The organism is Pseudoalteromonas sp. DL2-H2.2 (assembly GCF_021532535.1).
Lineage (GTDB): Bacteria > Pseudomonadota > Gammaproteobacteria > Enterobacterales > Alteromonadaceae > Pseudoalteromonas > Pseudoalteromonas rubra_A.
The window spans coordinates 20,683-46,160 of record NZ_JAKGBD010000008.1; the positions used below are offsets into that span (position 1 = coordinate 20,683).

Genomic DNA, 25,478 nt, shown 5'->3' on the forward strand with positions numbered 1-25,478 from the left:
ACTATGAAAAAAAATGTAATGGGACTTGCCCTGTTTGGCGCGATAAGCTTGTCGGCCAACGCACATAGCGGCCATAAAGAGACAAGTACACCCTCTTTGGCTATGACAGAACACACTTTATCTACTTACCAGCTGGCATTCTCAAGTGACGCGCAAAAAGTACAATACCTGACTCGCTATCACGATGCGGTGCTAGACGTAAAAGACAACTACCTGGTGCTAACGCTGAATCAAGCCCAGTTTGCCAAGCTACAAGGCAATGGCGCGCTGATTTTTTCAAGAGCCGACACCACTAGTCGTGCAGACGGCGCGCCAATAACAAACTCACCCATGACGGCACGAAGCCAAAGTGCAGGTCAGACATCAGGTATACCAAGCTTTCCGTGCTACCCAACTCTGGCAGAAACACAGCAGATGGCCGAAACGCTGGCGCAAACCTATCCGGATTTCGTAGAGCTTAAGCACATAGGACCATCATGGGAAAAAAGTCAGGGGCTGGGGGGGCATGACCTAACCGTTTTGGTTCTGAAAAACAAAAAGAAAAACAAATGGCGCAAGCGTCCGGCACTTTATATGCAAGGAGCGTTGCATGCCCGTGAGTATACGCCGGGCGCGATCACCTTGAAGTTTGCTCAGTATTTGCTTGAGAACCGCGAGACCAATGCAGATATCAACTGGATCATGGACCAGCGAGAGATCCATATCTTGCTGATTGCCAACCCAGATGGACGTGTACTGGCGGAGCAAGGGCTATCGTGGCGTAAAAACACCAACACGGCCTATTGTGCACTTGATGACACCTTGCGAGGTGTTGACCTTAACCGCAATTTCGACTTTGCCTGGGCCTCTCCCATTGGGGGGTCGACAGACGAGCAATGTGCGCTGAGGTATCACGGACCCAGCGCTGCGTCGGAGCCGGAAACACAAGCGATCCAGGCTTATCTTAAAGGCCTGTTTAAAGACCGGCGCGGTGATCTGTTGAGTGACCCCGCGCCTCTCAATACACAAGGCGTTTTCTTAGACCTGCACAGCTTTAGCCGTTTTGTAATGTGGCCCTGGTCGAGTGAGCTGACTCCCAGCCCGAATGGCGAACAGTTATCTATGATGGGTCATAGAATGGCGGCTTACAATGACTATCTGGCGTTTCAGACCCAAGAGATATTCAAAGTGGGTGGATCTGCGGATGGGTATGCTTATGGTCAGCTGGGTGTTGCATCATTTACGTTTGAGCTGGGTAACGCCTTCTTCGAAAGTTGTGCCAACTTTGAGGGGGAGATATTTCCCAACAACCTGAATGCTCTGATCTATGCTGCCAAGGTTGCAAAGCGGCCGTATAAGATGCCAGCCGGGCCACAAATTGATGATTTGAGATTGCAAGGAGCTGGCAATGAAGCGATACCCGCTGGTACGCCGGTGCAGATAATCGCCACTGTTGCGGATGATATCTTTGGCCGCTCTTTGACCGGGCAGCTGCCACCCAGCGAGGCCATTCGAAAAGTCGAGTTGACCATTAAGAGAAAGGGTAAGCGGGGAAAACGGCGTATTTTATTGCCCGCTGCGGATGGCGTGTTTGACACTGCGAGAGAATCAATTAACTACACATTAGACACACACCGCTGGCGTCAGGGCCGTTATACGCTGACGTTTCGTGCGCAAGATGCAAGCGGACAGTGGGGGCCCAAACACGCTAAATTCCTGAAAATCGACAATAGCGCGATACCAGGCACTGTTGCCCCTGTGGCGGACTTTGTAGCGGATTGTCGTAAAGGTATTTGTGGTTTTAATGGCTCTGTTACCCAGGATGACCGAGATGCTTTGGCATACAGGTGGGTGTTAGCAAACGACAATTTCTATGCCGTGTTTCATGGCGAGCAAGTCGAGATTGATTATTACTATGCGGGTAACTATCAGCTTACTTTACAGGTTGATGACAGCCACGGTTACCGTGATACCAAAACAGTCCAGCTGGCATTGGATGGTATACGCCCTCCCGTTGCGCAATTTGACTACCAGTGCAACGGTTTGACCTGTGAGTTTGATTCCTCAGCATCCACTGATCCGGATGGAGAAATTGTTCAGCGCCTTTGGCGCATGGGAGAACAATCGACATACTTACCTGGTGCAGAAAAAGCGGTGCACACCTTTAGCGCGCCCGGTGAATATGGCGTTGCGCTTGTTGTGATAGACAATGACAACGAGTTTAATGAGGTATGGCAGACTATTACGGTCACGGAGAATAAGTAACTCGCATTTTGAATAAGCGCGCTCCTGCGCGCTTTTATCCTAATGAATAGAAACAAATAATTAACTTTCTTGTCGTGTTGCTGTTCTTTTTATCATCTACTTTGGCGTCTGCTAATAACTAAAAACAAGGAAAAAGTAGATGAAACATCCTTATCAAATCGCGTTTTGTGTCATTGCAGGTATGGCTTTGCAATCGGCCAGTGCGGGCGAAACCACGCTAAAACTGAGTAAGCCAACAGGTAACCCCAATGCGAGCCAAAAGGTGCGTACTGTGAGCCTGGGCTCACTGGCAGACAGTTTGTTTTCAGACATGAGGCAGTTTGAGTTAGAAACAGAGTCGGATATTCGCCGTGATCTGAGCAATATGAGTGCCGTTAAATACATCTATGCAGTTGATGTTGACGCCCGTAATATATCCGCCACTTTTACCGGTACAGATAATTATAAAATCCGCTTAACAGTGGGGAGCCTGGACCTTTACACCAAAGTGAAGTTTGACGGCGTTGATGTGCTGTGCCCCAGTGTTAAAGTATCTGTTCGCCTTGAAAATCTGACTCCGACCGTTACTTACAATTACTACACGGGCGCTTTGGAAAAGATTGACATTAATTATGGTCGTGATGTCGATGTGAGTTGCTCGGGAGGCATATTGTCATTGCCCGGGATCAGCCTGTTTGTTGACTACTTCGCATCTGATGCGGCAACCGGCGCGGTAGATGATCTGATTAAGGCAAACCTGCAACAGTTTGCTGCGCTGCAACAGCCCGGAGCGCTGTTTGGTATGCAAGAGATACTTGCTGACAGCCGTGTTCGGGGCAATGTGGATGCTGCAGAGCGTTATCTGGATATTGATATCGACAATATCATCGGCAATCTGGCAACCGGTATGAACTTAAATGTCAGTCTTAACCGGGATGCTTACGGCTATGGCAAACACCTTGCACACATTGGGGTTTACCAGAGCGCACCTACTATCACTGCCGGCTGGGGAGGCCAGTTCAACGCCAGTGCACCTGGCGCTAATCGGATCAGTAAATATGCGCTTAGCGGCACATGGCGTAGCAGCAGTTGGACGCCTGGCTTGTTGTATAACAACCAATTTATCGGCGCTATTGCCTATAATCGCGTATACGGGATCCCAAGCTACCTTGGTCAGAAACAGGTGACAATTGGCAACTGTGGTAAGGCATGCGAGTAAATTTATTTGGGGTTAGCAGGCGTGCGGCCTGTTAACCCTCAATCTACCAGGGTTGCGCTGTCGCTGGCGGCATAGATCCAGCAGGTTTTTCCGGATCTCAGTGTTGCCTCCTGCCTGGCGTAATCGTCAACCTCGTAGCTGTCGGCACGCAGCAGCTCTTGCTGAGTGATTAAAAATACCGTGCCTGTAACCTCATCGTCCGGATTCGCAGTATGGATCAGAATAGGGTGGTATTCTTTATTGCTGCTTTTAAGGACCGCGGGATCGCTAATTCTGACCTGGCCCAGCCGATAGCCAATCAGGCTGTCTGCCTCACCATCGAGTAAGCGGCCAAAGGTATCGAGCTGCACCTGGGACTGTTGCAGAGTGCCATAGGAAAAAAGTGCTTCCATTGGGTTTCCTTGCGTTTTTGTTTGCAAATTTTACCAATTTCACTTAATACCTGTCCAATTTGACGGAGCAAATATGACGCTAACGGCGTTAAAAATTTCTCATTTAGAACAGCTAAATAACAAAATTTTTGCCTTGCCTACATGGACGTAGGTACCTCAGCGATAGCAGGACGCGTGAGCGGTGTTATCGACCATATTTTCTCGCCTCAAAATAGAACACTTAATTAAGCAAATTGGTATTAATTTAAAGCATCCTTGCTGTAAAGGAGTTAAATTCATTTAACGAAAAATACGCACCCTGCTCAAAACCGCCGTCATAAGTCACCGGGGCGACCCAGATCACGTCCTTCATGGTTGCAAACCCCTTGAGGAAACGTTGCCTTAAGCGTATCCAGGTGAGGACGTGCATCAAATGGTAAGTACCAGCCATTGTCGATGGCTGTTTCAATGCTGACCAAAGGGCACTTAAACATATCGCCGCCCCAGCCTCCACCGGCCTGAATACGGCTTGTACTGAACATGGGAAAGCGGCTCTGGCATTGACCCTGAGGTTTGCTATTCCATTGTCCGTCAAATACGTCTGAGCCAGCAGCGTATATGCTGCCGTCCTGATTAAAGCAGGTATCCTGTAAAGCTTCTGGCCTTGCATCTGCTGCGCTTAACTGCGGGTTATCTTTCATCGCGAGTAACCAGTCATCCATTGCCTTAAAGGCCGCTGCCGTTGGGTTGTGATCTTTGTGAGCAACCCAGATGACATGATTATCACTGTGACCTTGATGCTGTGCTATGCGCACCCGACTGTAAAAAGAAGCCGACATGTGGTGCATGTCCAGCTCGTTTTCCAGGTAATGGCGCGCATCTATAATGGGCAAGTCGACTTTGCCGATGAAGACCTGACCGGCGCGATAAGCCTGCTCCATTGCCTGTATGGAGCCTTGATGCCTCGGAGCCGGGCCCTCCGAAGCTTTAGTGATATTATGATTGCCCCACAATGTAAGCCAGATAGGAATACGGGTACCCAATGGCAGGGCTATCTCTTCCTGACGCATCTCGGGTTGGGGCTTCCAGCCACCAATGTGATGGTTAATGTGGATAAATTCAGAGAAGGTGATGTGGCCCTCGCGCAGCGCATTTAGCCCGTACTGCACGCCGATATTGTCCCAGGTGCTTCTGCCAAGACCTTGCTCGTCGGTACCAAAAATATGTTTCAGATCCTGCCAGTAACTCCAGTGTGTTTGTGCAATTACGTCATCGGAAAAAAAGGGCCGTAAAAAGCCTTGTCTGGGATTGTTGATAAACGCCGACAAACCAAAGTAACCATTAATGCACTCGCTGTTGCCATCCGGAAATGAAGGGGCAAACCCTGCCATGAGTTGATTCAAAGGTTGTAAAAAACCAGCCTTTTGTGGAAATTCGTTGATTGCATTCAGGCCTTCAATTTGCCGCCTGCGCTCCCAGTCCCGCCAGGCTTTGGGGTTATCTGAGCGAAAAGTAAAGTAGTTATTAAGCAAGTCGCAATCTAATGCATAGGTTGTTTGTGTGATCATATCCGGGTAGCTGTAAAGGGGGATCAATCCATCTAATATTCCCGTGCTATTTTGACCAATCAGATATTGCGCCAGACCTCCCCCTGAGCCGCCAATGCCCACAGTATAAAGAGGCTCGCCGTAAAGGCTGACAAACTGTTGCTTAACGCGCCTTGCGGTGTCTTCTGCCAGCAGCATATTGTAGGTATAACTGGTTTTGTTGCCACTGGAGCTGACGACTGCATAGCCATCCAGCAACTGCTGTGCCTGGCGAGTCATTACTCTTGAGGCCTTTTGTCGGCCTTGGCGGTAACCAATACCCGAGCCACCATTAAACTGATAAATGAGCTTTTTATTCCATTGGGACTGACCATGGCGCTCTCCAACCTCTTGATTCGAAATGGGCATGACCAGGGTGTAAATAAAGCGATTGATGGTGCCTTGCTCCACTCTGAATAAAGGCGATGAGTTGTGTTTTCTGGCGGCTGCTTCATCAAGCCGGATGGCTGAAAATTCACCGCTTTGTTCAGTCAGCGTGAAATAAAACAATTGAGAGGGCAGTGAACAATCTTTGCTGTACCCGATCACTTGATCGCCCTGATATATAGGAATGCCAAGGCCTTGCTGATTATCAACCAAAGGTTGGCCAAGTTCCGATTCCTGAGTCATACAAAAAAAAGGGTACTGATTAGGGCCTGAGTAGAGGTTAGTCGCAGGTCCAGTTTCCCCCAATGCAATAGGAAACGCAAAGGTTTCAGGTGGTCTGGGTACTGCTGATATGTGTGGTTTAAAGCTCAGTATTGGGTTAGCGTCAGGCTGTGCAATCGCGTTTATCTGTCGTGAGCTTGCCTCATCCTGGTGAGGGTAATACTGCAAGACTGCAACTATGATTGCTCCAAGGAACAAGGTGACAAGAACAACAATGCCTGCTTTTTTGCCCATAACGACCTCTGCTGTGATAACCGCCGCTCATACTAATAAGTGTAGGGCGAAAGTGCCAAGTGCATTGTTGTTTATTTGTTATTTCAGTGAGCGGTGTTGTAACTTCCCTGAACTTTGTCGATGGCTTTGAGTATGGCCAGCTTGGTTGAAGGCTTAGTGATATAGCCCATCAGGCCCAAGCTGGCCCATTTACGGATCAGTTCTTTGTTGCGATTGGTCGACAGCGCAATGATGGGAAGTGTTTTGCAGTGCTTGAAGGTACGTATGTTCTTGGTGGTGTTGTAGCCATCCAGCTCGGGCATAAACAAGTCCATAAACACCATATCAAACTTTTTCTTCTTCAACAGCTTAACCGCTTCAAGACCCGTTGTGGCATACTCTGTAATGTGGTCCTCTTCGCGAAGTATTTTGAGCAGCATCTCGCGATAAATTTCGTTGTCTTCTACCACCAGAATGCGCATTTTTTTGGGTACTTCGGGTTTTGCAGGTTGTGTAGCTGATACAGACTTAGGAGCAGTAGCAGGTGCTTCTTTGGCAGGTTGCATCTGCGCTGCGGATACACTGCGGGGAACGCGCTTTTCAATCAGCAGTGCAGATAACTCCGCTAAAGAAACTTGTTTGTCCTTGAGCTGGGACTTAAGTAACTCTACGCTGGACGTCAGTTGATGTTCCAGCTGTGCCATTAATGGGTTGATATGTTGCTCTCTAAGCTGTTCAAGCATTTGCTTTTGTACATCATTGTGACCCTGCTGCTGCGCAATTTCATCCCGGGGTTGCGCAAAGTTATCTTCCGTTTTGGTCCGGTATTGAGCAACATCGTCAATTAATACCCGCAATTTGTCGTCGATTTTGCCAAAATGGGCTTCCTGTAGCTGAGCGCTTTTATTGCTGCCCGACACCTGGTTCAGCGCATTGTGTAAAATCATTCTGAAGCGGTAATTTTCGTACATAGGCTTGTGTACAAAGTAGTCGCTGAAAATGTCCTTCATACAACATTTAAAGACGATGCCCGATTCTTTGTTTTCGCATAGCAAAATGTTTTTGTGCGGATAATTCAGCAGTCCTTGTTTAGATAGTTCAGTGTAGATTTCGATACTGCCGGCAACATCATTCTTTGCCATAAGAATAATAGGCGGGTTGGTTTCTACAATGAGTTCCGCCGTTTCCTCCCAGTGAAACACGGTGCGATAGGCGTCCGTGTGCGCCTCAACAATCTCTATTACACCGGTCAGTTCGTCGGTATTGTCGCAAATAATAATGACCTGAGGTCGACGCTGTGCGTGATTGGGGCTATTTCCTGTCATCGTATGCGGCTTCCTGGAACATGTTCTATACCTCGCTGTGAAATCATTTACACACAGAGCAGGGCTCTGAGCTGTTGCAGGGTGATAGGTTTTACAAAATGTTGGCTTATTCCTGCACTGGCATAGCGACTGGCACAGATCTCATCACCCGACATACCTACCAAAGTGCAGGGGCGCTCATGGTTTTGTTGCTGCTCTTTGAGTACATCAGCCAGCTGAAGCCCGCACTCGCCATCTTCCAGATGGGCATCGATAAATGCCCAGTCGTACCAGTTAGACTCAAGGTGTGCCAGTAGCTCCTGTTTGTCTCTTGCCAGCGACACGCTTACCCCTAAAGAAGCAAGTTGGCTGCTCAGTAACTTCAGAAACAGTGCGTTGTCATCAATCAGGATGGCACTTTGGCTCATGTTCCCCACTCCGCCAGCGGCTTGTCGAGATTGTGCTCAAGTCAATTCAACAAGGCATCGGTGGCCAGGGGTTTGGCAGTTCAATGTCGTATAGCGCACCGGCGCTGAGGTTTAGGCTGAAACTCAGCGATTTAACCTGCTCATAGTGTGTATCGTAAAGCGCCAGAGTTTGTGTCAGTAGTTGTAGTGAGAGCTCGGCAGATAAACCGGCGCGTTCGAGCTGAGGAATGAAATCGCCGGGAGATACTAACCCATCGAAAGGGTGATACCAGCGCGCCAGTATTTCCATACCAATCACACTAAGCGATTCCAGTGATACTTTGGGTTGGTAATGGGCTTTAAATTGCGCTTATCAGTCTGGTCGACAGCGACAGGCAATGGTTTAAATCCAAAGTGGGGCTGGACTCAGAGCAAACACACCGGGACATTTCGTTTTGTGGCCATGCCATTTGCCAGGACGAGGTCTTTGTTGTGGATAATGCCCTAAAGGATGAGCGCTTTTTTGATAACCCTTTGGTGACAGGGGAGCTGAGTATCCGCTTTTACGCGGGCTGCCCTCTGCGGCACCCTAATGGCAGCCAGATAGGCACTTTGTGCCTGATTGACTTTGAGCCCAGAGAGTTTAATGACCACGATGCGTCAATATTAACTCAGGTTGCTGCGGATGTGGTGGAACGCTTGGTCAAACTGGCCCGCATGCAGACATTCAGCTAGTACTGACGCGCTTTAATCTCAGTCACCAAATCGTCTGGCAAGGCAGCCAAAGCCGATTCGAGTTGCCGGGCAAGTTCACTGTTACTGTGACGGTAGCCAATATACTGCGGCTCGCTGTGAAAGTCCTGCGCCAATATCACCACCGGGAGCCTGAACCGATTGACGATATGCTCTGCCCATAACTTATCTACCAGTATGGCATCGACACGTGCTGTGGAGAGGATGTTAAAGAAGGTTTTTGCATGCTCGTCGTTTTCTTCATAATAAGAGCGTCTGACTAACCTGGCATTCAGTGCTTCGAGTTTTTGATATACCGCTTTCGGGTAAGGGTATTCCGTTGCTAACATGATCCTGGGTGTATCCAGGTGTCTGAAATCATCGCTGCTCTGAAACCGGGTAGCAGACACCGCCAGGCTCAGCTGCCAGAATGTTGCCGAGTCTGAAAAAATGGCTAGTCCGTCCGTTTTATCCACATGGAGTGAAAAATCCGTACTGCCATACTTAACGCTAGCAACGCAGCGTTTAAAAGGGAGTTCATTGAACTCTACGGTGCGACCCATTGACCGGGCAGCGGCTCTGATCAGATCCACTTCCTGGCCGCGCGCAACCCCACCGCTATCGGTATAGCTGAACGGACGCCAGCGCTCAAAGCAGACGGTGATGGGCTCTGAGGTTGTCCTTGGCTCAGGTTGTGATGCCTGTGCCCGTGCGCTTAATGATAACTCTGCCAGCGTTGCACAGCATGCTAAAATGAAAAGCAAATAAAAACGCGTCATTGGCTCCTCTGAAAAGCGTTAATATGATTGAGGCGAAAACAGCGACGGCTCATTTCGACGTAAACGCCGCAGTGCCTGGTTCATACTGTGCACCCACTGTGTATCAACCTGCTTGTTACAGGCAAAGCCCAGATAGGAGCGAGACAGGGGCAAAATGACGCGGTAGTGCGCCGGGTCTATGCCAGCCCGTTTGAACTGAAAACGCGCAATAATATCGCCATAGGCGATTAAGTCAATGCGTTTTAGTTTGAGCATTTGTACCAGCTCAAACCCGGAGGCCAGAAAAACAAGGTTGTCTTGTGGCACATTGGACTGGCGCAATAGCTGGTGGCCGATGTCGTTTTTAACCACGCCAATTTTGTAGTTTTTCAGGTCCCTGAGGTCTGAAACTTCGTAGTCGTTTTCTTTATGGCCCATGATGGCCACCTGGTTATCAAGCGAAGGGCCAATAAATTGAAATAACTGCGCCCGCTCCTGTGTATAGGTAATGGAAAATATACAGGTTTTAGGCGAAGTCATGGCCATGCGATAGGCTCTGGGCCAGGGCACCAGCATGATGTTTCTTCTGTCCAGCGTCCAGCCCAGGTCCTGGTAAATGCGCTCTAAAATGCGAATAGATAAGCCTTCTATCTCACCATTTATGTGATAGTTAAATGGCGGATAATCTTCGGTCACCCAGTCGAGATTGGGCGTATCATAGGTTGCCCCAAAGCTTATCAGTGGATACAGGGCAGCCAAACGTACTAACTGATGCATTGCAACCTACCTCACAATCAGGCCGAGCTTGGGTCGGCACAGAGCTGTAAATCGACATGATTTCAGTATAGTACGCTGAGCGTGATTGCACTGCCTGATGCTCTGGTATCGGATCAATCAGTGCGGCTGCTTACCTAAGGAGTCTGATAGAGCGAAAACACGTCGCTGGGTGTGCCGCTCGGGTCGGTTTCTGGTGGCTTATCCTGGCTGTCGCCAAGCAGTTCGTCGATGGCCGCTTCCAGTTTGGCTTTGAGTTCATCAATTTTGTCTTTCAGCTTGTCTTTTTCATGGGTCTCAAGCGATTTATCATCAGTTATTTCTTGTTCTGTCAGGTCGAGCATTTCAATTCGGACTTTGAGCTCTTTATAGGCCAGAAAGTCAATGCCGAGGTTATTGAACAGCAAGGCTTCATTGACTTCGTGAGGCTCTACTTTAACCTCGATTGGCATCTCCATGATTTCGCTCATGGTTTCCTGGTAGAACTGGATCTGCTGCTGTTTTTCTGGCTGGCTTAAATCGACGCGTTTGTATGCGTTGTCTCTGGCTATCTGATAGTAGTTTCTGGCCTGTTCAGAAATACTGTGATAATCCACCCCAACAGAAACCGCAACTTCATTGTCTGGTTGTGATCGCCCGGCTGCATCCATGGCACCATTTAGTTGCTGCATAAAGTGCGCCTGTTTATCCAGTTGTGCTGCATTGTGTGCGGCATACTGATTGGCAGAAAAGGCGCTTTGAGGGGGAGTCGCGTTAATTTTCATTTGGTAATTCCTTTGCACAGTTGGCAATATTTAAGCAAAGAATGTACCTAAATTTATTCTCAGGACGGGATTACAAATCTGGTAATAAAAAAGCGAAGTGGGCGGACCTACTTCGCTTTTGTGTTTTGTTAATCCGTTGGTACCCGGTTATCGGACTACGGACCTTTTGCGTTAGAACTGATAGTTTACCGACAGCTTAACGTTGCGCTCGTTGCCTGGCAGGCCGCCAAGGAAAAGGGCTTTGCTGTAATAACGCTCATCCGTCAGGTTCTCAATATTGAGCTGGATCTGGTACTTGTCACCCTGATAGCGCGCCGCAGCATCCCAGCGTGTGTAGCTGTCAATGGTCGCTGTTGGCAGGCCGAAAGAGGCCGAATTAACGGTACGCTCATCCACATAGTTCACACCCAGGCTAAGGGTCAGGTTTTCCATAACCGTGGCTGGCAACTGGTAGTTAACCCAGGCGCTGGCCATTTTTTCTGGTACACCTTTCTTCTGCTCTGAGCGCTCCTGGGCACGGATCTCAATCGCGTCCTGCCAGGTGGCGTTAAGGTTTAGATCAACCGACTCGGCCAGTGCCAGGTTCAGGTCGACTTCAACACCCTTTGATTCATCTTCATCGTCGTAGAAGTATTGAGTAACACTCACGTTGTACTCAGGATCTTTAGGGTCATCATTATACAGCGGGTTGGTATAACGCAGGTTAGTACGGCTGGTCTCAAACCAAACGATTGAACCCAGTAAGTCTTCGTCCAGCGCCGTGAAGCGGATCCCCAGGTCCAGTGACTCTGACTCAGAATCTGGACGGTTTGGCGAAGCCGTCTCATCGGATAGCGAACCTAGAATACTGTAAGCCGTGCGGCCTTTGGCGACATTAACAAACGCAGACAGTTGCGGATGAACCTGATAGTTAACACCAAAATTATAGGTCATACCTGAGTCATCTGAATCCAGCTCTTTGCTGGCTTCTGGCGCACGGTCGCTGCCTTTGTGCTGATAAGCCTGCTCAATGGCAGAATAGGCAAGACCGGCACGCACGGTTAGCTGATCTGTCAGATACAAGACTTCCTGGAAGCTGATCCCATAGGCATCCAGCGACTTGTCATAGTTGCTGCGCAGTGACGGGTCATAATCCATGATATCGCCGGTAGCCCAGTTCGGGTTGCGAATATCCAGAATATACGGGATTGCGTTGTCGCCTTTGGCACTGTCGGCATCGTAAGCTGACCAGCTCTTCAGTGCCATTTCCCGGTTTTCATAGTTTACGCTGACAAGGTGTTCACCCATCACGCCACCCAGGCTCCAGCCCAGTTGTAGATCGGCAAAGTATTGCCAGGTTTGTTCTTCAGCAACCTGACGGCGGTATTCCTGACGACGGGCGGCAAAGGGATGCAGTTCGCCATCAATAAGCAGCGGTGCACGAGGGTCCGCATTAATCACGCCACGACGCTCCCAGTACACATAGTTATATGCACCGGTTTGGCGTGCAAACTCAGAGTCATAGCTGCGCCACAATACTTGCTGTGTCAGGGTCGAGTCGTTGTTGATGTGCCAGTCGTGACGCAGTTTAATGCGCAGCTCTTCACCTTCGTTTGGTTTAGACAAAGGCGAGATCAGGCTGCCATCGCCCAGGTTGTAAGGCTTAAGGCCATCGGTAGACTGAATTGAGGCTGCCAGCTGCTCACGTTGCTGCGCTGTCAGTTGTACACCCAGATAGTTTTTGCCATCGTCATCCATTTTGGTATCGTTTGGCAGATCAGCGCCATTCAGGTTACCAGGCGTACCACTGGTGCTGTCCCAGTTCATGATTCTGACTGGATCGCCAATAGAATCGATTTGTAGCGCATCGTCGATATAAGCGGTTGAAAGCAGTAGCTTGTGGCTGGCGTTTACATCAAAGCTCAGGCTGGCATACACTTCGTCTCGGTCTGACTGCAGGTCGCGATAACCGTCGCTGCGCTCATGGTTGGTTACCAGGCGGTAGGCCCACTGATCGTTCAGGCCACCCGTGGCATCAAAGCCAATACCATAGCTGTTCCAGCTGCCTGCTTTGGCACTGATCTCAAAAGCTTCCTGTTGCTGAGGTTTTTTCTCAACCAGGTTGACCACGCCCCCTGCGGCGCCAATACCGTATAAACCGGTTGCCGGGCCTTTTAATACTTCAATGCTCTCAACATTAGTCATCGAGCGGGTAGGGTTAAAGTTGTTGCCTAAGTCAGCACCGCCATACATGCCATCATAGGTGTAGTTGACGCCCAGGCCACGCACAGTAAGCGTGTCACCAATGCCATAGTTGTTACCAGCTTGTCCCAGACCACTGACGTTACGCAGAGCCTCCTGAAGCGTTGTGGCGTTTTGTGCTTTGAGTAATTCTTTATCAACCACGACAATGGCTGCTGGCGTTTGCATTAAGGCCATGTTGGATTTAGTGGCTGTGCCTGATTCCAGGATCAACTTATTATGTTTATTGTAAATACTGATCCGTTCGATGTTTTCGTCAGTGTTCTGAGCAAAAGCCGCAGGGCTGCTCACAGCGGCGCCCAGCAGGGCGATTTTAACGGCATTAGCCAACATATTTGGTGAATTCTTCGAGCGAGAGAATTGCATTTTACACTCCATACAACTAAGGAACCCGGCTTCGGGACTGCAGAGGGAGCGCATACTAACAGTGATTTTAAATGATAACAACTCTCATTTGCGTTTAATAAATGTTGCTTGTGTGGCGAATTATTTGATCTGGTTTACCTGCTGAGAATGAATTATTGATAATTTATTAAATAAAAACAATCGAGTAAAAAAAGTACACAGATCCGATGATTGTTTACACTCACCTGCAACCTGCTCAGAGCTCGTCCTAGGAAGCTGGCTAAGGACTTGTCTTGTCTGCCTCGTCGGCATATTTTGCTTTTACCAGAGCAATATAGTGTTGCAGGTTCTTTTCTTGCGTGAGCTCAAAAGGATGTGTCAGCAAAGAGATGTCACACACCCGGTCAAGGCGAAATTCACGATAATCGTTGCGTAAAAGACAATGCCCTATGATGGTCCATTTACCGCCCCAGTACACCAGTCCCAGCGGCTCTATGTCACGCTCACTGTAGGCCTCTTTGGCATCTTTGTAATGCAATCGGACCTGGCGTTTTTGTACCACGGCTTCACGTAGCGTGCTGCTGAATCTTTGATGATCTTCGGTGTGACCAAAGCTGGCGGCCACATAAGGAAAGTCGTCCAGTTGTTGTTTTAGGTGCTCGGGCAGCGCTGCCTCAATTTTTGCCATGGCGCTGCTGGCATGCTCCGATAATACCGGATCGGTCCAGGCGCTGGCCATGCGTGTACCCAGCAGTAAAGATTGCAGCTCCGCCACGGTAAACATCATAGGTGGCAGATCGCATTGCGCTATCAGGTATCCAATACCGGCTTCGCCCTCAATAGGAACGCCTGAACTTTGCAGATGCTGAATATCGCGGTAGATGGTTCGCTCAGATACGTTTAGCCGCTCGGCAAGCTGCTTAGCCGTAATGGCCAGACGCCGCCCTTTAAGCAGATTAACCAGCTGAAATAAACGCTCAGATTTGTGCACGACTGTCTCCAAAAAAACGCCGGGACAGGATCCCGGCATTCATACGCCCGGTCAGGTTACTCACTGCAAGGCGTTTGTGCAACCACCTCAGTCAGGACCAATGACAGGCTATCTTTGTCGATAAGCTTAGCGAACTGCTGACAGACTGGCTCATGCTCAAAAGCCGCTTGCACGCGTTTGGCATCATCCAGCGTGTTCCAGTACACAAGGTCGGTGTATATACCACTGTCAGCGTGCTTTGAAACCGAACGATACAACAATCCTGTCTGCGCTTTGATATATGCCATAAAGTGTTCATTTTGCTCTAAAAAGTCAGCTTCAGTGACGCCGCCTGCCAGTTTGAAAGTGGCAATTTCTACATAGTTAGTGCTCATGTTTTTGTCTCCTTGTTTAAGTTGGTGACAGTAAAACACGTGGTGGTGTCAGGGAGTGTCAGTAGGGTGCAATGGGGTGGCATCCCATTTAAACGTTGGCCCGTTCAGGATGCTCGGTTAGACTATGCGCTTTTTAATGTGTGGGGAAGTGTGATGGAATTTACGGCCTGGTTAAGTCTGGCGTTTATATGTTGTGTTGGGGCCATGTCTCCGGGCCCCAGTTTGGCGGTTGTGTTACGTTACAGCCTGTATCACAGTGCTCAGCATGGAATTGTTGCGAGTTTATCTCATGGTCTGGGCGTGGGTATTTATGCCAGCTTGTCTCTGCTGGGCCTGGCCAGTTTGATTGAGCAGTTTCCTTTGGTTTATCAGGGACTGGTGTACGCAGGCGCGGCGTACCTTGCCTATATGGGTTACAAAATCCTCAGCAGCAAAAGCAGTGGTATTGAAGTGGCCAAAGAGCACGATGCTAAAAGCTATTTTGCTGCGGCAAAAGATGGCTTTGCCATTGCCTTTCTCAATCCAAAGCTGGCCATTTTTTTCCTGGCACTGTTCTCGCAGTTTATTGACCCCGAGGCACTGACGCTTAAGACGGCGGTGATCATGTGTATGACAGTACTGGTGATAGATGCGTTGTGGTATTTCTTTGTGTCTGTTGTAACCGCTTCAGCCCGGGAGCGGTTCGATTTAACGGCAAAACAGGCTGTGATAGACAAACTACTTGGCTGCGCTTTTTTGTTACTGGCCGCCCGGGTTGTTTATCAAACCATCTAATACCAATTTCACTTAATACCTGTTCAATTTGACGGAGCAAATATGACGCTAACTGTGTTAAAAATTTCTCATTTAGAACAACTAAATAGCAAAATCTTTGCCTGGTTATCGAACATATTTTCTCGCCTCAAAATAGAACACTTAATTAAGCAAATTGGTATAAGCATTATTGCCAGCCGTGCAGGCGAACATAATTGCTGACCACATAGACCTTCAGGGTCGGACTGGCGACGGTGTAATGGTCAAATTTCAGCGCCAGTCGGTGTTCGCCCCGACTGGCCACCGAGGCAATGTCGACATGGATGCAATGTCCATTGGGTAACATCAGACTGGCTCCTCTTAGCGTAAACACATCCTGATATGCACCCGCGTAGAGCGGGAAAGTGTTGATGCAGGCTCCGGTGAGTGACAAAGAATCGACATGAAATGATGCCCGGGGAAAATTCAGCAACAGGCGGACAGACGGATAAGGGGTAAACCGCCAGCTGCGCGGCATACCATGCCCTTCGACGATATGCGGCAGGTCGTCAATAATGGACAACAGCGTCTGGTGATCCGGATGCCACTGATTGTGATTGTTCGACTCCAGCAAAGGTTGAACCGGGAAGTCAACGATATTGGCGGCGCGAAAATGGGTATCGAGCAGGCGCTCACTTTGTGCATAGCTGGCCTCGTGCTGAGCCAGCTCTTCAAGCAGATCACTGGTAAACGCCTTCAGCTCATTGCACAAATTAGTGTGTGCCTGGAATAAATCTAGCTGAGACGTTTCAACCACCTGGTGAATATAGTCCAGCTCATCCTGTGTCAAGTCCATGATAGTAATCACCGCATAATTCGTAGTATGAAATTTAAGCAGGTTTTGTACCAGTTTTAGCGTATTTTTCGCCTGGTTTTTGACACAAGGGGTGCTCTATGACCTGGGCAAAGCGAATAAGCTGTGACTCGACTTCTGCACTCAAACACTGGCCAAAGTTAAGGCGAACATGGCTCTGGTAGAGGTCAGTGGTAGAAAAGGCATCCCCGCACAGAATGTAAATATGTTCGTTTTTTAACTGTGCTTGTAATTGCTTGGTGTTGATATCCGGCATCTCAAGCCACAGCACCAGCCCACCTTTTGGGCGATTGAGCTGGATACTGGCACCCAGCAGTGAGGTTAGTGTCTGTATGTATTGATTGCACTGCAACGCAAGCGTGCGGTTCAGCTTTTTAAGATATCGGGTGTAATGCCCCCGACCAATGTAGTCAGCCAGTGCCAGCTGCAGTGGCCGGTTACAACCTAAAGAGCGCACACGGACAAGGTCGCTGTAGCGGTCATAAAACCGTCCCGGTGCACACCAGCCCAGCCTGAATCCGGGCGCCAGTGTTTTGGAAATACTGCTGCACCAGAGGATCCAACCATCCTTGTCAAAGTGTTTAACAGGCAAAGGAGGCGTGCTGTCGTGGCTCAGCTCCCGATAGACATCGTCTTCAATAACCGGGGTTTGATAGTGCCGGGCCATGTCTGCCAGTGCTTGCTTTTGTTGTATGCTCAGGCAATGCCCTGTCGGGTTTTGGAAATTGGCGCTGAGCAAGCAGGCCGCAATTTGCTGGCCCGCCATTGCGCGTTCGAGCTGTACCAGGTCGATGCCATCGAGGTTGCTGGGGATCTCCATAACGTACCTGCCCATAACACTGAGTATATCAAGCAATCCGCTGTAGCATGGCGAGGGAACAGCAACGACGTCTCCCTCTTTGGTGGTCAATTCCAGCGCTGTTTTTACCGCATCCAGAGCGCCCTGAGTAATAATCAAGTCCTGTGCATTTAAGATAAAGCCCTGTGTTTTCATATGATTGGAAAGTGCTTGTCGCAACGAAATTTCACCCAAGGGATCACCATAGTTGAACAGCAACTGGTTGCTCCTCATGGTGCGTGCCAGTGAAGCGCGTAATGTTTGAGTGTCTATCAGGGCTGGGTCTAGCTGTGCCGTTGCCAAACCGGATCTGAGTCTTGAAGGAGGGGTTGCAGGTAAAGGACTGACTTTTGCCGTAAATTGGGCATGCTTGATGTCACCTGCCGGGTTGTATTCAAGGCTGACAAAGAAGCCTCGTTTCGGATCTGCGGTAATAAATCCCAGCGATTCAAGGTGGCGATAGCAGGCCATTGCCGTGGTCATACTGACCTGATTGAGCGCACTAAGTTGACGCAAAGAAGGCAGGGACTGGCCATTTTGGTACTCGCCCGCTTCGATGGCACCGATGAACTGCCCGGCCAGTACTTTATATTTTGCTTGCTTAGCCATCTGTTATCTAAAAATTTCCATTTTTTGTATCTGTTATCTAATTACTACCACGCTAAAGTAGGGGGCGTAAAGTCAAAAGGAGTCATTATGCAGTCATTCACACCCCGGCAGTTGCCGACTTATGAACACTTGCTCGCAGCGCTCGAACAAGAATGTCAGGCTTTCAGAGAGTCACTCGATACCCGCCGAGTAAGCAATTCGGCGTCTAGTTTGCAGCCACGAGAACTGACCGAACAACCGGGCGGGTTTGAGGTCTTCAGGCAAGTTTTTAGTACAGAAATCGCCCCACAACTGTCGGCCAGTAATGGGGGGCGCTACTGGGGCTTTGTCACTGGCGGGGCCAATCCGGTTGCCACCTATGCCGACTGGCTCGTGACCTTGTACAACCAGAACGTGTCTAAAGGCGGCGACTCCGTTGCCAGTCAGGTAGAGCGCCAGGCGATTAAGTGGATCACTGAGTTATTTGAGTTACCCGCGGTATTTGACGGTGTGATGACCACAGGTGCGACAGCCGCTAACGTATTAGGCGCAATGACGGCCAGGCAGGAAATTGGCCGTAAACAAGGGATTGATGTTGCAAAAGTGGGTTGCAAGGAATTGGAGTATACCGTGTTTGCCGCGACCCCACATGCGAGTATGGTCAAGGCGCTTGGACTGGCGGGTTTGGGTCAGGAGAGCTGGGTGCAGGTCGCCTGTGAACCCAACATTGAAGCCATGGATACCACTGATCTGGCACGCAAACTGGCGGACTGTCGAGGCACGGGAAAAATCGTTATCGCCAGCGCGGCAACGGTGACCGGCACAGATTACGACGACCTAGTCCGGGTGGCACAACTGTGCCGCCAGCATCAGGCCTGGTTACATGTCGACGGCGCATTTGGTATTTTTGAACGGCTGCTGGCGGGTCCGCAAGGTAAAACCCAGGGTATAGAGCTGGCAGATAGCATCACGCTTGATTGTCACAAATGGCTCAATGTGCCCTATGACTGTGGCGTATTTTTAACTCGCCATCCGCATACTTTGTTTGCAACCTGCAATGTGGATGCGCCTTATTTGGCAAATACTGAAGAGGCGTTTCCTTTTATGTCTTTGGGGATTGAAAACTCAAGACGCTTCAGAGCGTTGCCTGTCTGGGCTACTTTGCTCGCTTATGGCAAACAAGGTATCAAGGCACAGATCCAACGTAATGTGGCACAGGCTGCGACTTTGGCTAACTGGATTGACGCCTCACCAGCCTATGAACTGGTGAAAGCCTGTGAGCTGAATGTGGTTGTATTCTCGGCCAGCGCAGCAAATGCCCATGATACAGAGGCTCTGTTGGCACAGTTAAACGAGTCAGGTCAGGTGTTTATGACGCCGGGCAGGTGGCAGGGGAGCCCTGTGATACGGTGCGCATTTAGCAACTGGCGTACTGAACAACGGGATGTCGAGTTAGCAATCTCTGAGCTATTCAGGTTAGCAAACTAAGGGGAAATGGCGATCCCTTCAGGTGTGAAGGGATCGCGCATGATTACTACTTAGCGGCGCATATCTGCATCAAATCGCATATATGAGCTGGTTGGGTCGTTTTCAGTGGCAGGGTCCGGTTCCATCATTTTCAGCACTGACACTTTCCAGCCATCATCGAGCATAGAGCTGGGTGAAATGACATAACCTTCAGCACTCAGCCCTGAAGCTGGGGTGTTTGCCATTAGCATCAGTTGTCCCTGATTCACTGACCAGGTGAAGGCACGAGTTTTACCCTCAGTGACCATCTCTGCTAAGTTCCCGCTATGGAACTCCACATACATAGTCTGATCACCATTAATAAGTGCATAGCGCTCATACATCAGAGTGTGGCTATCAAACATAGGTTGACCAGACATAGGTTTAACACGCTGTACTATGCCCAGGTCATTACCGTCTTTCCATTGGATCACATCGCCGTTCAGGAACATGGCGAATCGCGTGTCACTGTCTGCGAGCTGATTCAACTCAAAGGTTAATTCAGTTTGCCCAGTACTGGCGTCATAGGTATAGCTACCGTAGTTAATGCCAGCCATACTTGGATCTTCACTTTCAAAGTCGGCTTCAAAAAACTTGTTCCCAGGCAGGAAGGCGGTCACCCAAATTCGGCCTTGATTCAGCGGGTATTCTACAAAGCCACCAATCAATGGATTATCTGCATCAGTCAGTCGGCTCATGGTAAAGGTGTCCTCGCCCTCGACATCTATGGTCAGTGTGTTGCCATCAACCATCAGTGTGTGTTTGAGTGCGGAGTCAAAACCGTATACACCGTTAGAATCAAATGTCAGATCAACCATAAACTCGCCAGTTTCTTGATTCCAGCTGGCGTAGCCTACTTCCAGTCCTGCTTTCCCTTCTGGATCATCATCGGACTTGATTTCCATATGTACCCATTTACCATCGCGGATCACAACAACAAAGTTGGGCTCAGCTGGGTCGTACCAGGCACCGTTGAGTGGTGTAGTCGTGTAGGCTGGCACAGGGGGGGTTACCATTGCTGCTTTATTGGCTGCTTGCTCATTAAGATAGTAAGTTTCTTCCATACCTTGGTCACAGTTAGTATCCAGCGGGTAGTTACAAACCTTGATATAGTCGCGATCAAAGCCTTTGAAATCACTTACTGTCACTGAGCCAGATTCATCAGAATGCAGCTTGCCGGATTTAACAGAGAATGTGCCAATTTCGCTGAAGTTAGTGTCGCGGATAACCCGAGTAAAGGTGTCATAGTCGCTGTAATTCAGGAAGTAGTACTTTTGCTCAGTCTGCCTGTTGTCGTTGAGGATATGGAAAGTACGATTGTCCATCCACATATAATCAAACTGGGTTAAGGTCGTGTCGGTTTTCATGTATTTAGCTATATAGCTGGAACCCGGGTCTTGCTCATTGGCATTAGTAAAGCTGTAGCGCACATACCAGCTGTTGTTATCCATGGATAGAACCTGATAACTAGTGCTGTTATTCACTGAACAGCTTTCGGGCGTTGCCCCTTCAGGGCACTGGTATACATTGCGGTTATTCATGCTGTCCAAATAGCTATTGACTGATAAGGTGCGGTTGTCAATCTCCCAGGCTTCTATGTATTTGTTCAGCCGGTTATAACTAACGCCATTAACATAGTTATCAAAGAAATAGTTTTGCGGCAGATTTGCACCAGAGTACAGAATAAAGCGCCCCTGGGCCAGGGTATCATTCAGGGTGATAGCCTGCTCAGGCATCATGATCCCCTTGCGATGGCGATGGGTCATTGATGCCTTTTTATCAGGTTCCGTTGCAACGGCATCATCGGTGATTGCCCAGAACTGGAAGCCACCTTGCAATGTCTTCAGCAGCCAGTAAGTGAGCGTTCTTGCTTCCAGTGTGTCGGTTTTGGCCAACATCACAACCAGATTATTGCCACTGATTTGCCAGCTGAAATCACGTTCGGTGCCGTCGGGGAGGGTAGATTTGCCGGTGCCGCCTTGATTGAACACCATTTTACCAGCCTGAGGGCGATAATATTCTTCACCGGTTTGACCGGCCATCAGATAATACATTTGATCAAAATGCCAGGTCCCAGGCATTTGTTCGGCAGTCGGGGTGATTGTATTGTTACGTACCACCATAGTGAGATCTTCGGTGTCGATGACATCTGCATTGAGCACAGTATCGTCATCGGCTTTGATTTCGTCACGCACAACGGTCAGGCTGATTGCTTTGGCAAAGTCATTGTCGTCGTAAATGGTGAAGCTTGCTGTTTTATACCGCGAGTAGCAGGTATAGTTCATGCCCTCAGCATTTTTGCAGCTGTGTCTTTGCGAGAAAATACCATCGCCAAAAACAATACTGACTGCGCCGTTAGTGGCCTGTGTCCAGGTAATGGCACCACTGGTGTGACTGGTGAAAGTACCTGTGCCATCTTCATTTAATGTCATTTCTGTAAAGGGGCTACGGAACCAGCGCGTTGAGCCAATCAGGTAGTCACCAACAATAGAGCCTTCGCCGTTATCAACCAGCTTGTCATCCTGCTTGATTTCTTCTTTGGTTTTATCAATTAAAGTGGGGTCAGAGTCGTTGATGGTATTGGTCAGTTCATTGACGGCGCTTTGGCTCGAAACCAGTTCAAAGGTATTGTTGACGCCTGCGGGCAAAGAAAACTTAGTGTCGCCGCTGCCATCGACAACCAGTTTTATCAGCGCAGACAAAGTGAGTTTTTCATCGCCATCAACCCCTACCAGGGCATTGTTCAGCTCGCTGGTGGTTTGTGGTACACCGCCGACAGCGCGGGTAACGAGCGCATATTCAGCGGTGGTTACATTGGTAATGTTTACGCCAAAGTTTTCGCTGCTATTGACTATGCCGTCCTCTCCGGCCTGAGTGGCGACAGAAGCAAAGCTTTCCAGTTGGGAGTAAAACTCAACATTCTGCTGGTTTGTACCGCCATTCGCTTTGATGCGGATCAGCTGGTTTACCGCCGAATCATCGATATCCAATTGAACGGTGTAGGTGCCGTCATTGCCGGCCGTCGCCGGGAAGGTTTCATCGCCTACGTACACCATCAGTGATGCATTTGCTACCGGTGCGTCGGTGACAATGCCGGTTAGGGTGACGGATCTGACTAAGCGTTTTACGGTGAAGTTTTTCGTTGCTGTGGCCGTTGCACCATCGTCATCGGTTACAGTCACGGCCAGTATCATGGCAGTATCTTCAGTGACATCCGGCGTTGTAAAGCTCACATCACTGGTTGTGCTGTTGCTGAGGGTGACCGATGGCCCTGTACTGACACTCCAGCTGTAGCTGACAACCTGACCATCGCTGTCAGTTGCGCTGGCCTTGAGTGATACCGCGGTGCCCTCCAGTGCTTCACTGTCGCCGGTAATGCTAACTGTAGGCGCCTGATTATTTGGGGCTGGATCTGGATTCGGGTTCGGATTGGGGCTGGGGGAAGATCCACTGTCTGAGGAGCCTCCACATCCAGCCAGTATGGCTGTCAGGCAAGAAGCCGCCAGCAATAATTTTAGATTTTTCATAAACACACCTGTTCGATTTAGCGAAATAAACTCGCCCTTCCTTTGGTTGTAAAATGAGTAGGGTAAGCATAGTTTATAAGTCAGAAAAGTGAATGCTAATTCAGCTTAAATTCAGCAACACATGTGCAGCAGCACATTGGCTTAGTTTGCGCTTAACGGCCCTGACTGCTGCACGCTTTTTGCTCAGCTGTAGTCAATTTTTGCAATGTTCTTCAATTGGTGGGTTGCAAAGCCTTGAGATGATCATAGACTAGGGCATACCTTGCTTCGTCATTACGTCTTTTGCAGGCGTGAGCACGCAGATGCAATACCACAATAACAATAACGAACGCGAATTTGCTGGCCTCACATCAGGTAAGGTGGAGCCGCAGGGGATAGACGAGAAGTCCATGGATTTTATTCAAATTGGCGAATTTCGCCTCTACCATCAAACCAATGAACTTATTAAGGATGAGCGCAGCATCACATTGGATCCTCGGCTGCTGTCATTGCTGACATTCCTGGTTGATAACCCCAATCGCATTATCGGTCGGGATGAATTACAAGATGCCATCTGGCAGGGCTCCATAGTAACGGATAATGCCATTAATAAGCTGGTGGCGAATCTGAGAAAGGCATTTTGCGATGACCCTAAGTCGCCGCAGTACATACAAACCGTGCCCAAACAGGGCTACCGCTTTATTGCGCCCATCAATATTGGGGCTGATGACAATACGCCGTCAGCCATGCAACCCACAGCGCAACAGCGCTTGCCCGGATGGTATTTACGCTTGGGTGTTATCCTGTTTGTTGGGCTTTTGGGTAGCTTTATCTGGCAACATGTTAATACGCCCAAGGCACAGTATGGCGAAAGCCGGGCGCTGAGCCGTGTCAGCGGCGGCAAATTGTTTCCTGTTGTGCTGGCAGAGCAAGCCCATGTTGCATTTTTGAACGTGACAGCAACGCAGGGTCGTCGCTTGTGGGTGGCTGATTATGCAAGTGTCGGTAGCGCGTTACCAAAGCCGATTGAGGCGCCCGATTACCACCTGCAACAATTATTGGGTAGCCAGGGCGAGTACCTGGTTTTTAAAGGCTACTACAAGGAGCAGTGTGGCTGGTTTAAAGCCAGATTAGACATTGCTGGCCAACAACTTTCGCCGCCCTCCGAGGCATTATATAACTGCGACCTAATTTATCACGACAGCATCTATGTTGCCGGTGCAGATACCATATATGCGCTGGCCCATGAACGACGTTTTGAGCATAAAAATGAGTTGTATGCGCTCAGTTTTACCTCCCAAATCAAAAAATTACCGACCAATTTGGAACCAAGCTGGCGATTGGCCTATCTTGATGCTCATCCCGATACGGCCCAATTGTTGCTGACGGCACACACCAATGATGGTAACAGCCGGGTGCTCAGCTACGAGAGCGAGTCGGCACAACAAGTCTTGCAGCTGTCGCTGACCGGATTAATGCACGGCGCTATCTGGGACCATGACCATCAGGGGGTTGTTTTCTCATCTTCCAGTCCGCGTACTCAAATGTATCATCAGACATTTACTGAGAGCGAGCCGACCTTACTGAGCAGTCTTAGCGACAAAATCTGCTGTAATATTGCCCGTCACAGCAATGGCGTGGATTATATTTTTACCACCTATGACAAAAACATTGAACTTCAGTGGCTGGAAACCGGATTTGTGCTGGACAACAGCAACGGGCTGGACCGCTCTCCACGCCTAGCACACACAGACCTGGGCGTATATTTTATTTCTGATCGCTCCGGCAGCTCTCAGGTGTATTATCAGCGCCCACAGGAGCAGGCCAGGCCGCTTTCAGCGCTCCCTGAACATGTGCGCCTCAGGGATATGACGTTGTCACCCGACGATGAACTGTTGCTGATCAATCACGATAATCACGCCATGTGGCTGATCCCAACCAATGAAGCGCAGCAGGGCAATACCTTGTACTTTGATGGTTATATCTATCAGCAAAGTTGGCTGAGTAACAGTTTATTCGCGCTCTCCGTGAAACAGAATGAGCAAAAGCGGGTGCAAATCTACAATCGTCAGATGCAGCTGGTGGCGCAGTTGCCACAGGATTGGATGATTGCACTAACAGACCCGACAACGCCACAGTACGTTTATCTGACCGACAAAGAACATATGCTCTATCGTTTTCCTTTTGCCAGTATTTTAAATGGCATAGAGCGCTCTGCAGGAGAAAAAATCGGACAACTGGAGGCGTTTTCAAGCCTGGAGCTGGAAAATGGCAAGGTCTATCTGATGACAAAGGAATGGCATGAACTGGTGCGCTACAACCTGAGTGATGAGGGGTTACAGCCGCTGTCGCGTCAGGACATAGGGGCATATATGGGGTTTGATGTCCGTGACGGACAGGTGATCTATGGTCGTAAAGCGGCGTTTCGAAGCGACGTTTACAGCACCGTTGCGAGGTAACTGG

The 25,478-nt window shown here is 49.3% G+C and carries 20 protein-coding genes; 6 read left to right on the forward strand and 14 right to left on the reverse strand.

What is annotated here, in order from left to right; translation table 11 throughout:
• Nucleotides 1–3: 3 nt before the first annotated feature.
• Nucleotides 4–2,244, forward strand: coding sequence for a M14 family zinc carboxypeptidase (locus L1285_RS14375; RefSeq protein ID WP_235412902.1), 2,241 nt, complete (start codon nt 4–6; stop codon nt 2,242–2,244).
• A gap of 139 nt (nt 2,245–2,383) precedes the next feature.
• Entirely contained in the window at nt 2,384–3,442 is a 1,059-nt protein-coding gene (locus L1285_RS14380; RefSeq protein ID WP_235412903.1) for a hypothetical protein, read from the forward strand.
• A gap of 38 nt (nt 3,443–3,480) precedes the next feature.
• On the opposite strand, the gene L1285_RS14385 is transcribed toward L1285_RS14380, so the two are convergent.
• The 5 genes from L1285_RS14385 to L1285_RS14405 form a co-directional block, all read right to left on the reverse strand.
• Nucleotides 3,481–3,834 (reverse strand): gamma-glutamylcyclotransferase family protein, encoded by a 354-nt coding sequence (locus L1285_RS14385; protein WP_235412904.1) that lies wholly within the window; start codon nt 3,832–3,834, stop codon nt 3,481–3,483.
• 314 nt (nt 3,835–4,148) lie between these two features.
• Nucleotides 4,149–6,302 carry a DUF6351 family protein gene (locus L1285_RS14390; protein ID WP_235412905.1) on the reverse strand — a complete coding sequence of 718 codons (2,154 nt, stop codon included), beginning with the start codon at nt 6,300–6,302 and terminating at the stop codon, nt 4,149–4,151.
• 83 nt (nt 6,303–6,385) lie between these two features.
• Complete coding sequence (locus tag L1285_RS14395; RefSeq protein WP_235412906.1) at nt 6,386–7,606, reverse strand: response regulator; 1,221 nt, start codon at nt 7,604–7,606, stop codon at nt 6,386–6,388.
• Between the two features lie 47 nt (nt 7,607–7,653).
• Nucleotides 7,654–8,013, reverse strand: coding sequence for a response regulator (locus L1285_RS14400; protein WP_046004703.1), 360 nt, complete (start codon nt 8,011–8,013; stop codon nt 7,654–7,656).
• A 46-nt stretch (nt 8,014–8,059) separates the two neighbouring features.
• On the reverse strand, nt 8,060–8,302 hold the full coding sequence (locus L1285_RS14405; protein ID WP_235412907.1) for an EAL domain-containing protein: 243 nt from the start codon (nt 8,300–8,302) through the stop codon (nt 8,060–8,062).
• A gap of 104 nt (nt 8,303–8,406) precedes the next feature.
• On the opposite strand from L1285_RS14405, the gene L1285_RS14410 reads away from it, so the two are divergent.
• A complete protein-coding gene (locus L1285_RS14410; protein ID WP_442960504.1) occupies nt 8,407–8,727 on the forward strand; it encodes a GAF domain-containing protein in 321 nt (106 codons plus the stop codon).
• On the opposite strand, the gene L1285_RS14415 is transcribed toward L1285_RS14410, so the two are convergent.
• The 6 genes from L1285_RS14415 to L1285_RS14440 all read right to left on the reverse strand — a co-directional run bounded on the left by L1285_RS14415 (nt 8,724) and on the right by L1285_RS14440 (nt 14,971).
• Nucleotides 8,724–9,503, reverse strand: coding sequence for a substrate-binding periplasmic protein (locus L1285_RS14415; RefSeq protein WP_235412908.1), 780 nt, complete (start codon nt 9,501–9,503; stop codon nt 8,724–8,726). The genes L1285_RS14410 and L1285_RS14415 overlap by 4 nt on opposite strands.
• An 18-nt stretch (nt 9,504–9,521) precedes the next feature.
• The gene (locus L1285_RS14420; protein WP_235412909.1) at nt 9,522–10,259 is read right to left on the reverse strand and encodes a substrate-binding periplasmic protein; all 738 of its coding nucleotides are present in this window, start codon (nt 10,257–10,259) and stop codon (nt 9,522–9,524) included.
• Nucleotides 10,260–10,393: 134 nt separating this feature from the next.
• Entirely contained in the window at nt 10,394–11,020 is a 627-nt protein-coding gene (locus L1285_RS14425; RefSeq protein WP_235412910.1) for a hypothetical protein, read from the reverse strand.
• Between the two features lie 171 nt (nt 11,021–11,191).
• Entirely contained in the window at nt 11,192–13,627 is a 2,436-nt protein-coding gene (locus L1285_RS14430) for a TonB-dependent receptor (protein WP_235412911.1), read from the reverse strand.
• A gap of 259 nt (nt 13,628–13,886) precedes the next feature.
• Nucleotides 13,887–14,597 (reverse strand): helix-turn-helix transcriptional regulator, encoded by a 711-nt coding sequence (locus L1285_RS14435; protein WP_235412912.1) that lies wholly within the window; start codon nt 14,595–14,597, stop codon nt 13,887–13,889.
• Between the two features lie 56 nt (nt 14,598–14,653).
• The gene (locus L1285_RS14440) at nt 14,654–14,971 is read right to left on the reverse strand and encodes a hypothetical protein (RefSeq protein ID WP_235412913.1); all 318 of its coding nucleotides are present in this window, start codon (nt 14,969–14,971) and stop codon (nt 14,654–14,656) included.
• A gap of 153 nt (nt 14,972–15,124) precedes the next feature.
• Here L1285_RS14440 and L1285_RS14445 point away from each other — a divergent pair, with 153 nt between their 5' ends.
• Complete coding sequence (locus L1285_RS14445; RefSeq protein WP_046004717.1) at nt 15,125–15,745, forward strand: LysE family translocator; 621 nt, start codon at nt 15,125–15,127, stop codon at nt 15,743–15,745.
• A 166-nt stretch (nt 15,746–15,911) separates the two neighbouring features.
• On the opposite strand, the gene L1285_RS14450 is transcribed toward L1285_RS14445, so the two are convergent.
• Nucleotides 15,912–16,559, reverse strand: a complete 648-nt coding sequence (locus tag L1285_RS14450) for a hypothetical protein (protein ID WP_235412914.1) — start codon at nt 16,557–16,559, stop codon at nt 15,912–15,914.
• 34 nt (nt 16,560–16,593) lie between these two features.
• A complete protein-coding gene (locus L1285_RS14455; protein ID WP_235412915.1) occupies nt 16,594–18,024 on the reverse strand; it encodes an aminotransferase-like domain-containing protein in 1,431 nt (476 codons plus the stop codon).
• An 87-nt stretch (nt 18,025–18,111) separates the two neighbouring features.
• Here L1285_RS14455 and L1285_RS14460 point away from each other — a divergent pair, with 87 nt between their 5' ends.
• Nucleotides 18,112–19,491, forward strand: coding sequence for a pyridoxal phosphate-dependent decarboxylase family protein (locus L1285_RS14460; protein WP_235412916.1), 1,380 nt, complete (start codon nt 18,112–18,114; stop codon nt 19,489–19,491).
• A 50-nt stretch (nt 19,492–19,541) separates the two neighbouring features.
• Here the strand turns inward: L1285_RS14460 and L1285_RS14465 are convergent, their stop codons facing one another.
• Nucleotides 19,542–23,036, reverse strand: a complete 3,495-nt coding sequence (locus L1285_RS14465; protein WP_235412917.1) for a cadherin-like domain-containing protein — start codon at nt 23,034–23,036, stop codon at nt 19,542–19,544.
• A 302-nt stretch (nt 23,037–23,338) separates the two neighbouring features.
• Here L1285_RS14465 and L1285_RS14470 point away from each other — a divergent pair, with 302 nt between their 5' ends.
• Nucleotides 23,339–25,474, forward strand: a complete 2,136-nt coding sequence (locus tag L1285_RS14470) for a winged helix-turn-helix domain-containing protein (protein WP_235412918.1) — start codon at nt 23,339–23,341, stop codon at nt 25,472–25,474.
• Nucleotides 25,475–25,478: the final 4 nt, after the last annotated feature.

Coding starts and splice junctions, on each gene's coding strand:
- L1285_RS14440 (WP_235412913.1), bottom strand. CDS start 14,971: ATGAGCACTAACTATGTAGAAATTGCCACTTTCAAACTGGCAGGCGGC.
- L1285_RS14460 (WP_235412916.1), top strand. CDS start 18,112: ATGCAGTCATTCACACCCCGGCAGTTGCCGACTTATGAACACTTGCTC.
- L1285_RS14430 (WP_235412911.1), bottom strand. CDS start 13,627: ATGCAATTCTCTCGCTCGAAGAATTCACCAAATATGTTGGCTAATGCC.
- L1285_RS14415 (WP_235412908.1), bottom strand. CDS start 9,503: ATGACGCGTTTTTATTTGCTTTTCATTTTAGCATGCTGTGCAACGCTG.
- L1285_RS14465 (WP_235412917.1), bottom strand. CDS start 23,036: ATGAAAAATCTAAAATTATTGCTGGCGGCTTCTTGCCTGACAGCCATA.
- L1285_RS14405 (WP_235412907.1), bottom strand. CDS start 8,302: ATGGAAATACTGGCGCGCTGGTATCACCCTTTCGATGGGTTAGTATCT.
- L1285_RS14390 (WP_235412905.1), bottom strand. CDS start 6,302: ATGGGCAAAAAAGCAGGCATTGTTGTTCTTGTCACCTTGTTCCTTGGA.
- L1285_RS14395 (WP_235412906.1), bottom strand. CDS start 7,606: ATGACAGGAAATAGCCCCAATCACGCACAGCGTCGACCTCAGGTCATT.
- L1285_RS14470 (WP_235412918.1), top strand. CDS start 23,339: ATGCAATACCACAATAACAATAACGAACGCGAATTTGCTGGCCTCACA.
- L1285_RS14385 (WP_235412904.1), bottom strand. CDS start 3,834: ATGGAAGCACTTTTTTCCTATGGCACTCTGCAACAGTCCCAGGTGCAG.
- L1285_RS14380 (WP_235412903.1), top strand. CDS start 2,384: ATGAAACATCCTTATCAAATCGCGTTTTGTGTCATTGCAGGTATGGCT.
- L1285_RS14445 (WP_046004717.1), top strand. CDS start 15,125: ATGGAATTTACGGCCTGGTTAAGTCTGGCGTTTATATGTTGTGTTGGG.
- L1285_RS14420 (WP_235412909.1), bottom strand. CDS start 10,259: ATGCATCAGTTAGTACGTTTGGCTGCCCTGTATCCACTGATAAGCTTT.
- L1285_RS14425 (WP_235412910.1), bottom strand. CDS start 11,020: ATGAAAATTAACGCGACTCCCCCTCAAAGCGCCTTTTCTGCCAATCAG.
- L1285_RS14400 (WP_046004703.1), bottom strand. CDS start 8,013: ATGAGCCAAAGTGCCATCCTGATTGATGACAACGCACTGTTTCTGAAG.
- L1285_RS14455 (WP_235412915.1), bottom strand. CDS start 18,024: ATGGCTAAGCAAGCAAAATATAAAGTACTGGCCGGGCAGTTCATCGGT.
- L1285_RS14450 (WP_235412914.1), bottom strand. CDS start 16,559: ATGGACTTGACACAGGATGAGCTGGACTATATTCACCAGGTGGTTGAA.
- L1285_RS14375 (WP_235412902.1), top strand. CDS start 4: ATGAAAAAAAATGTAATGGGACTTGCCCTGTTTGGCGCGATAAGCTTG.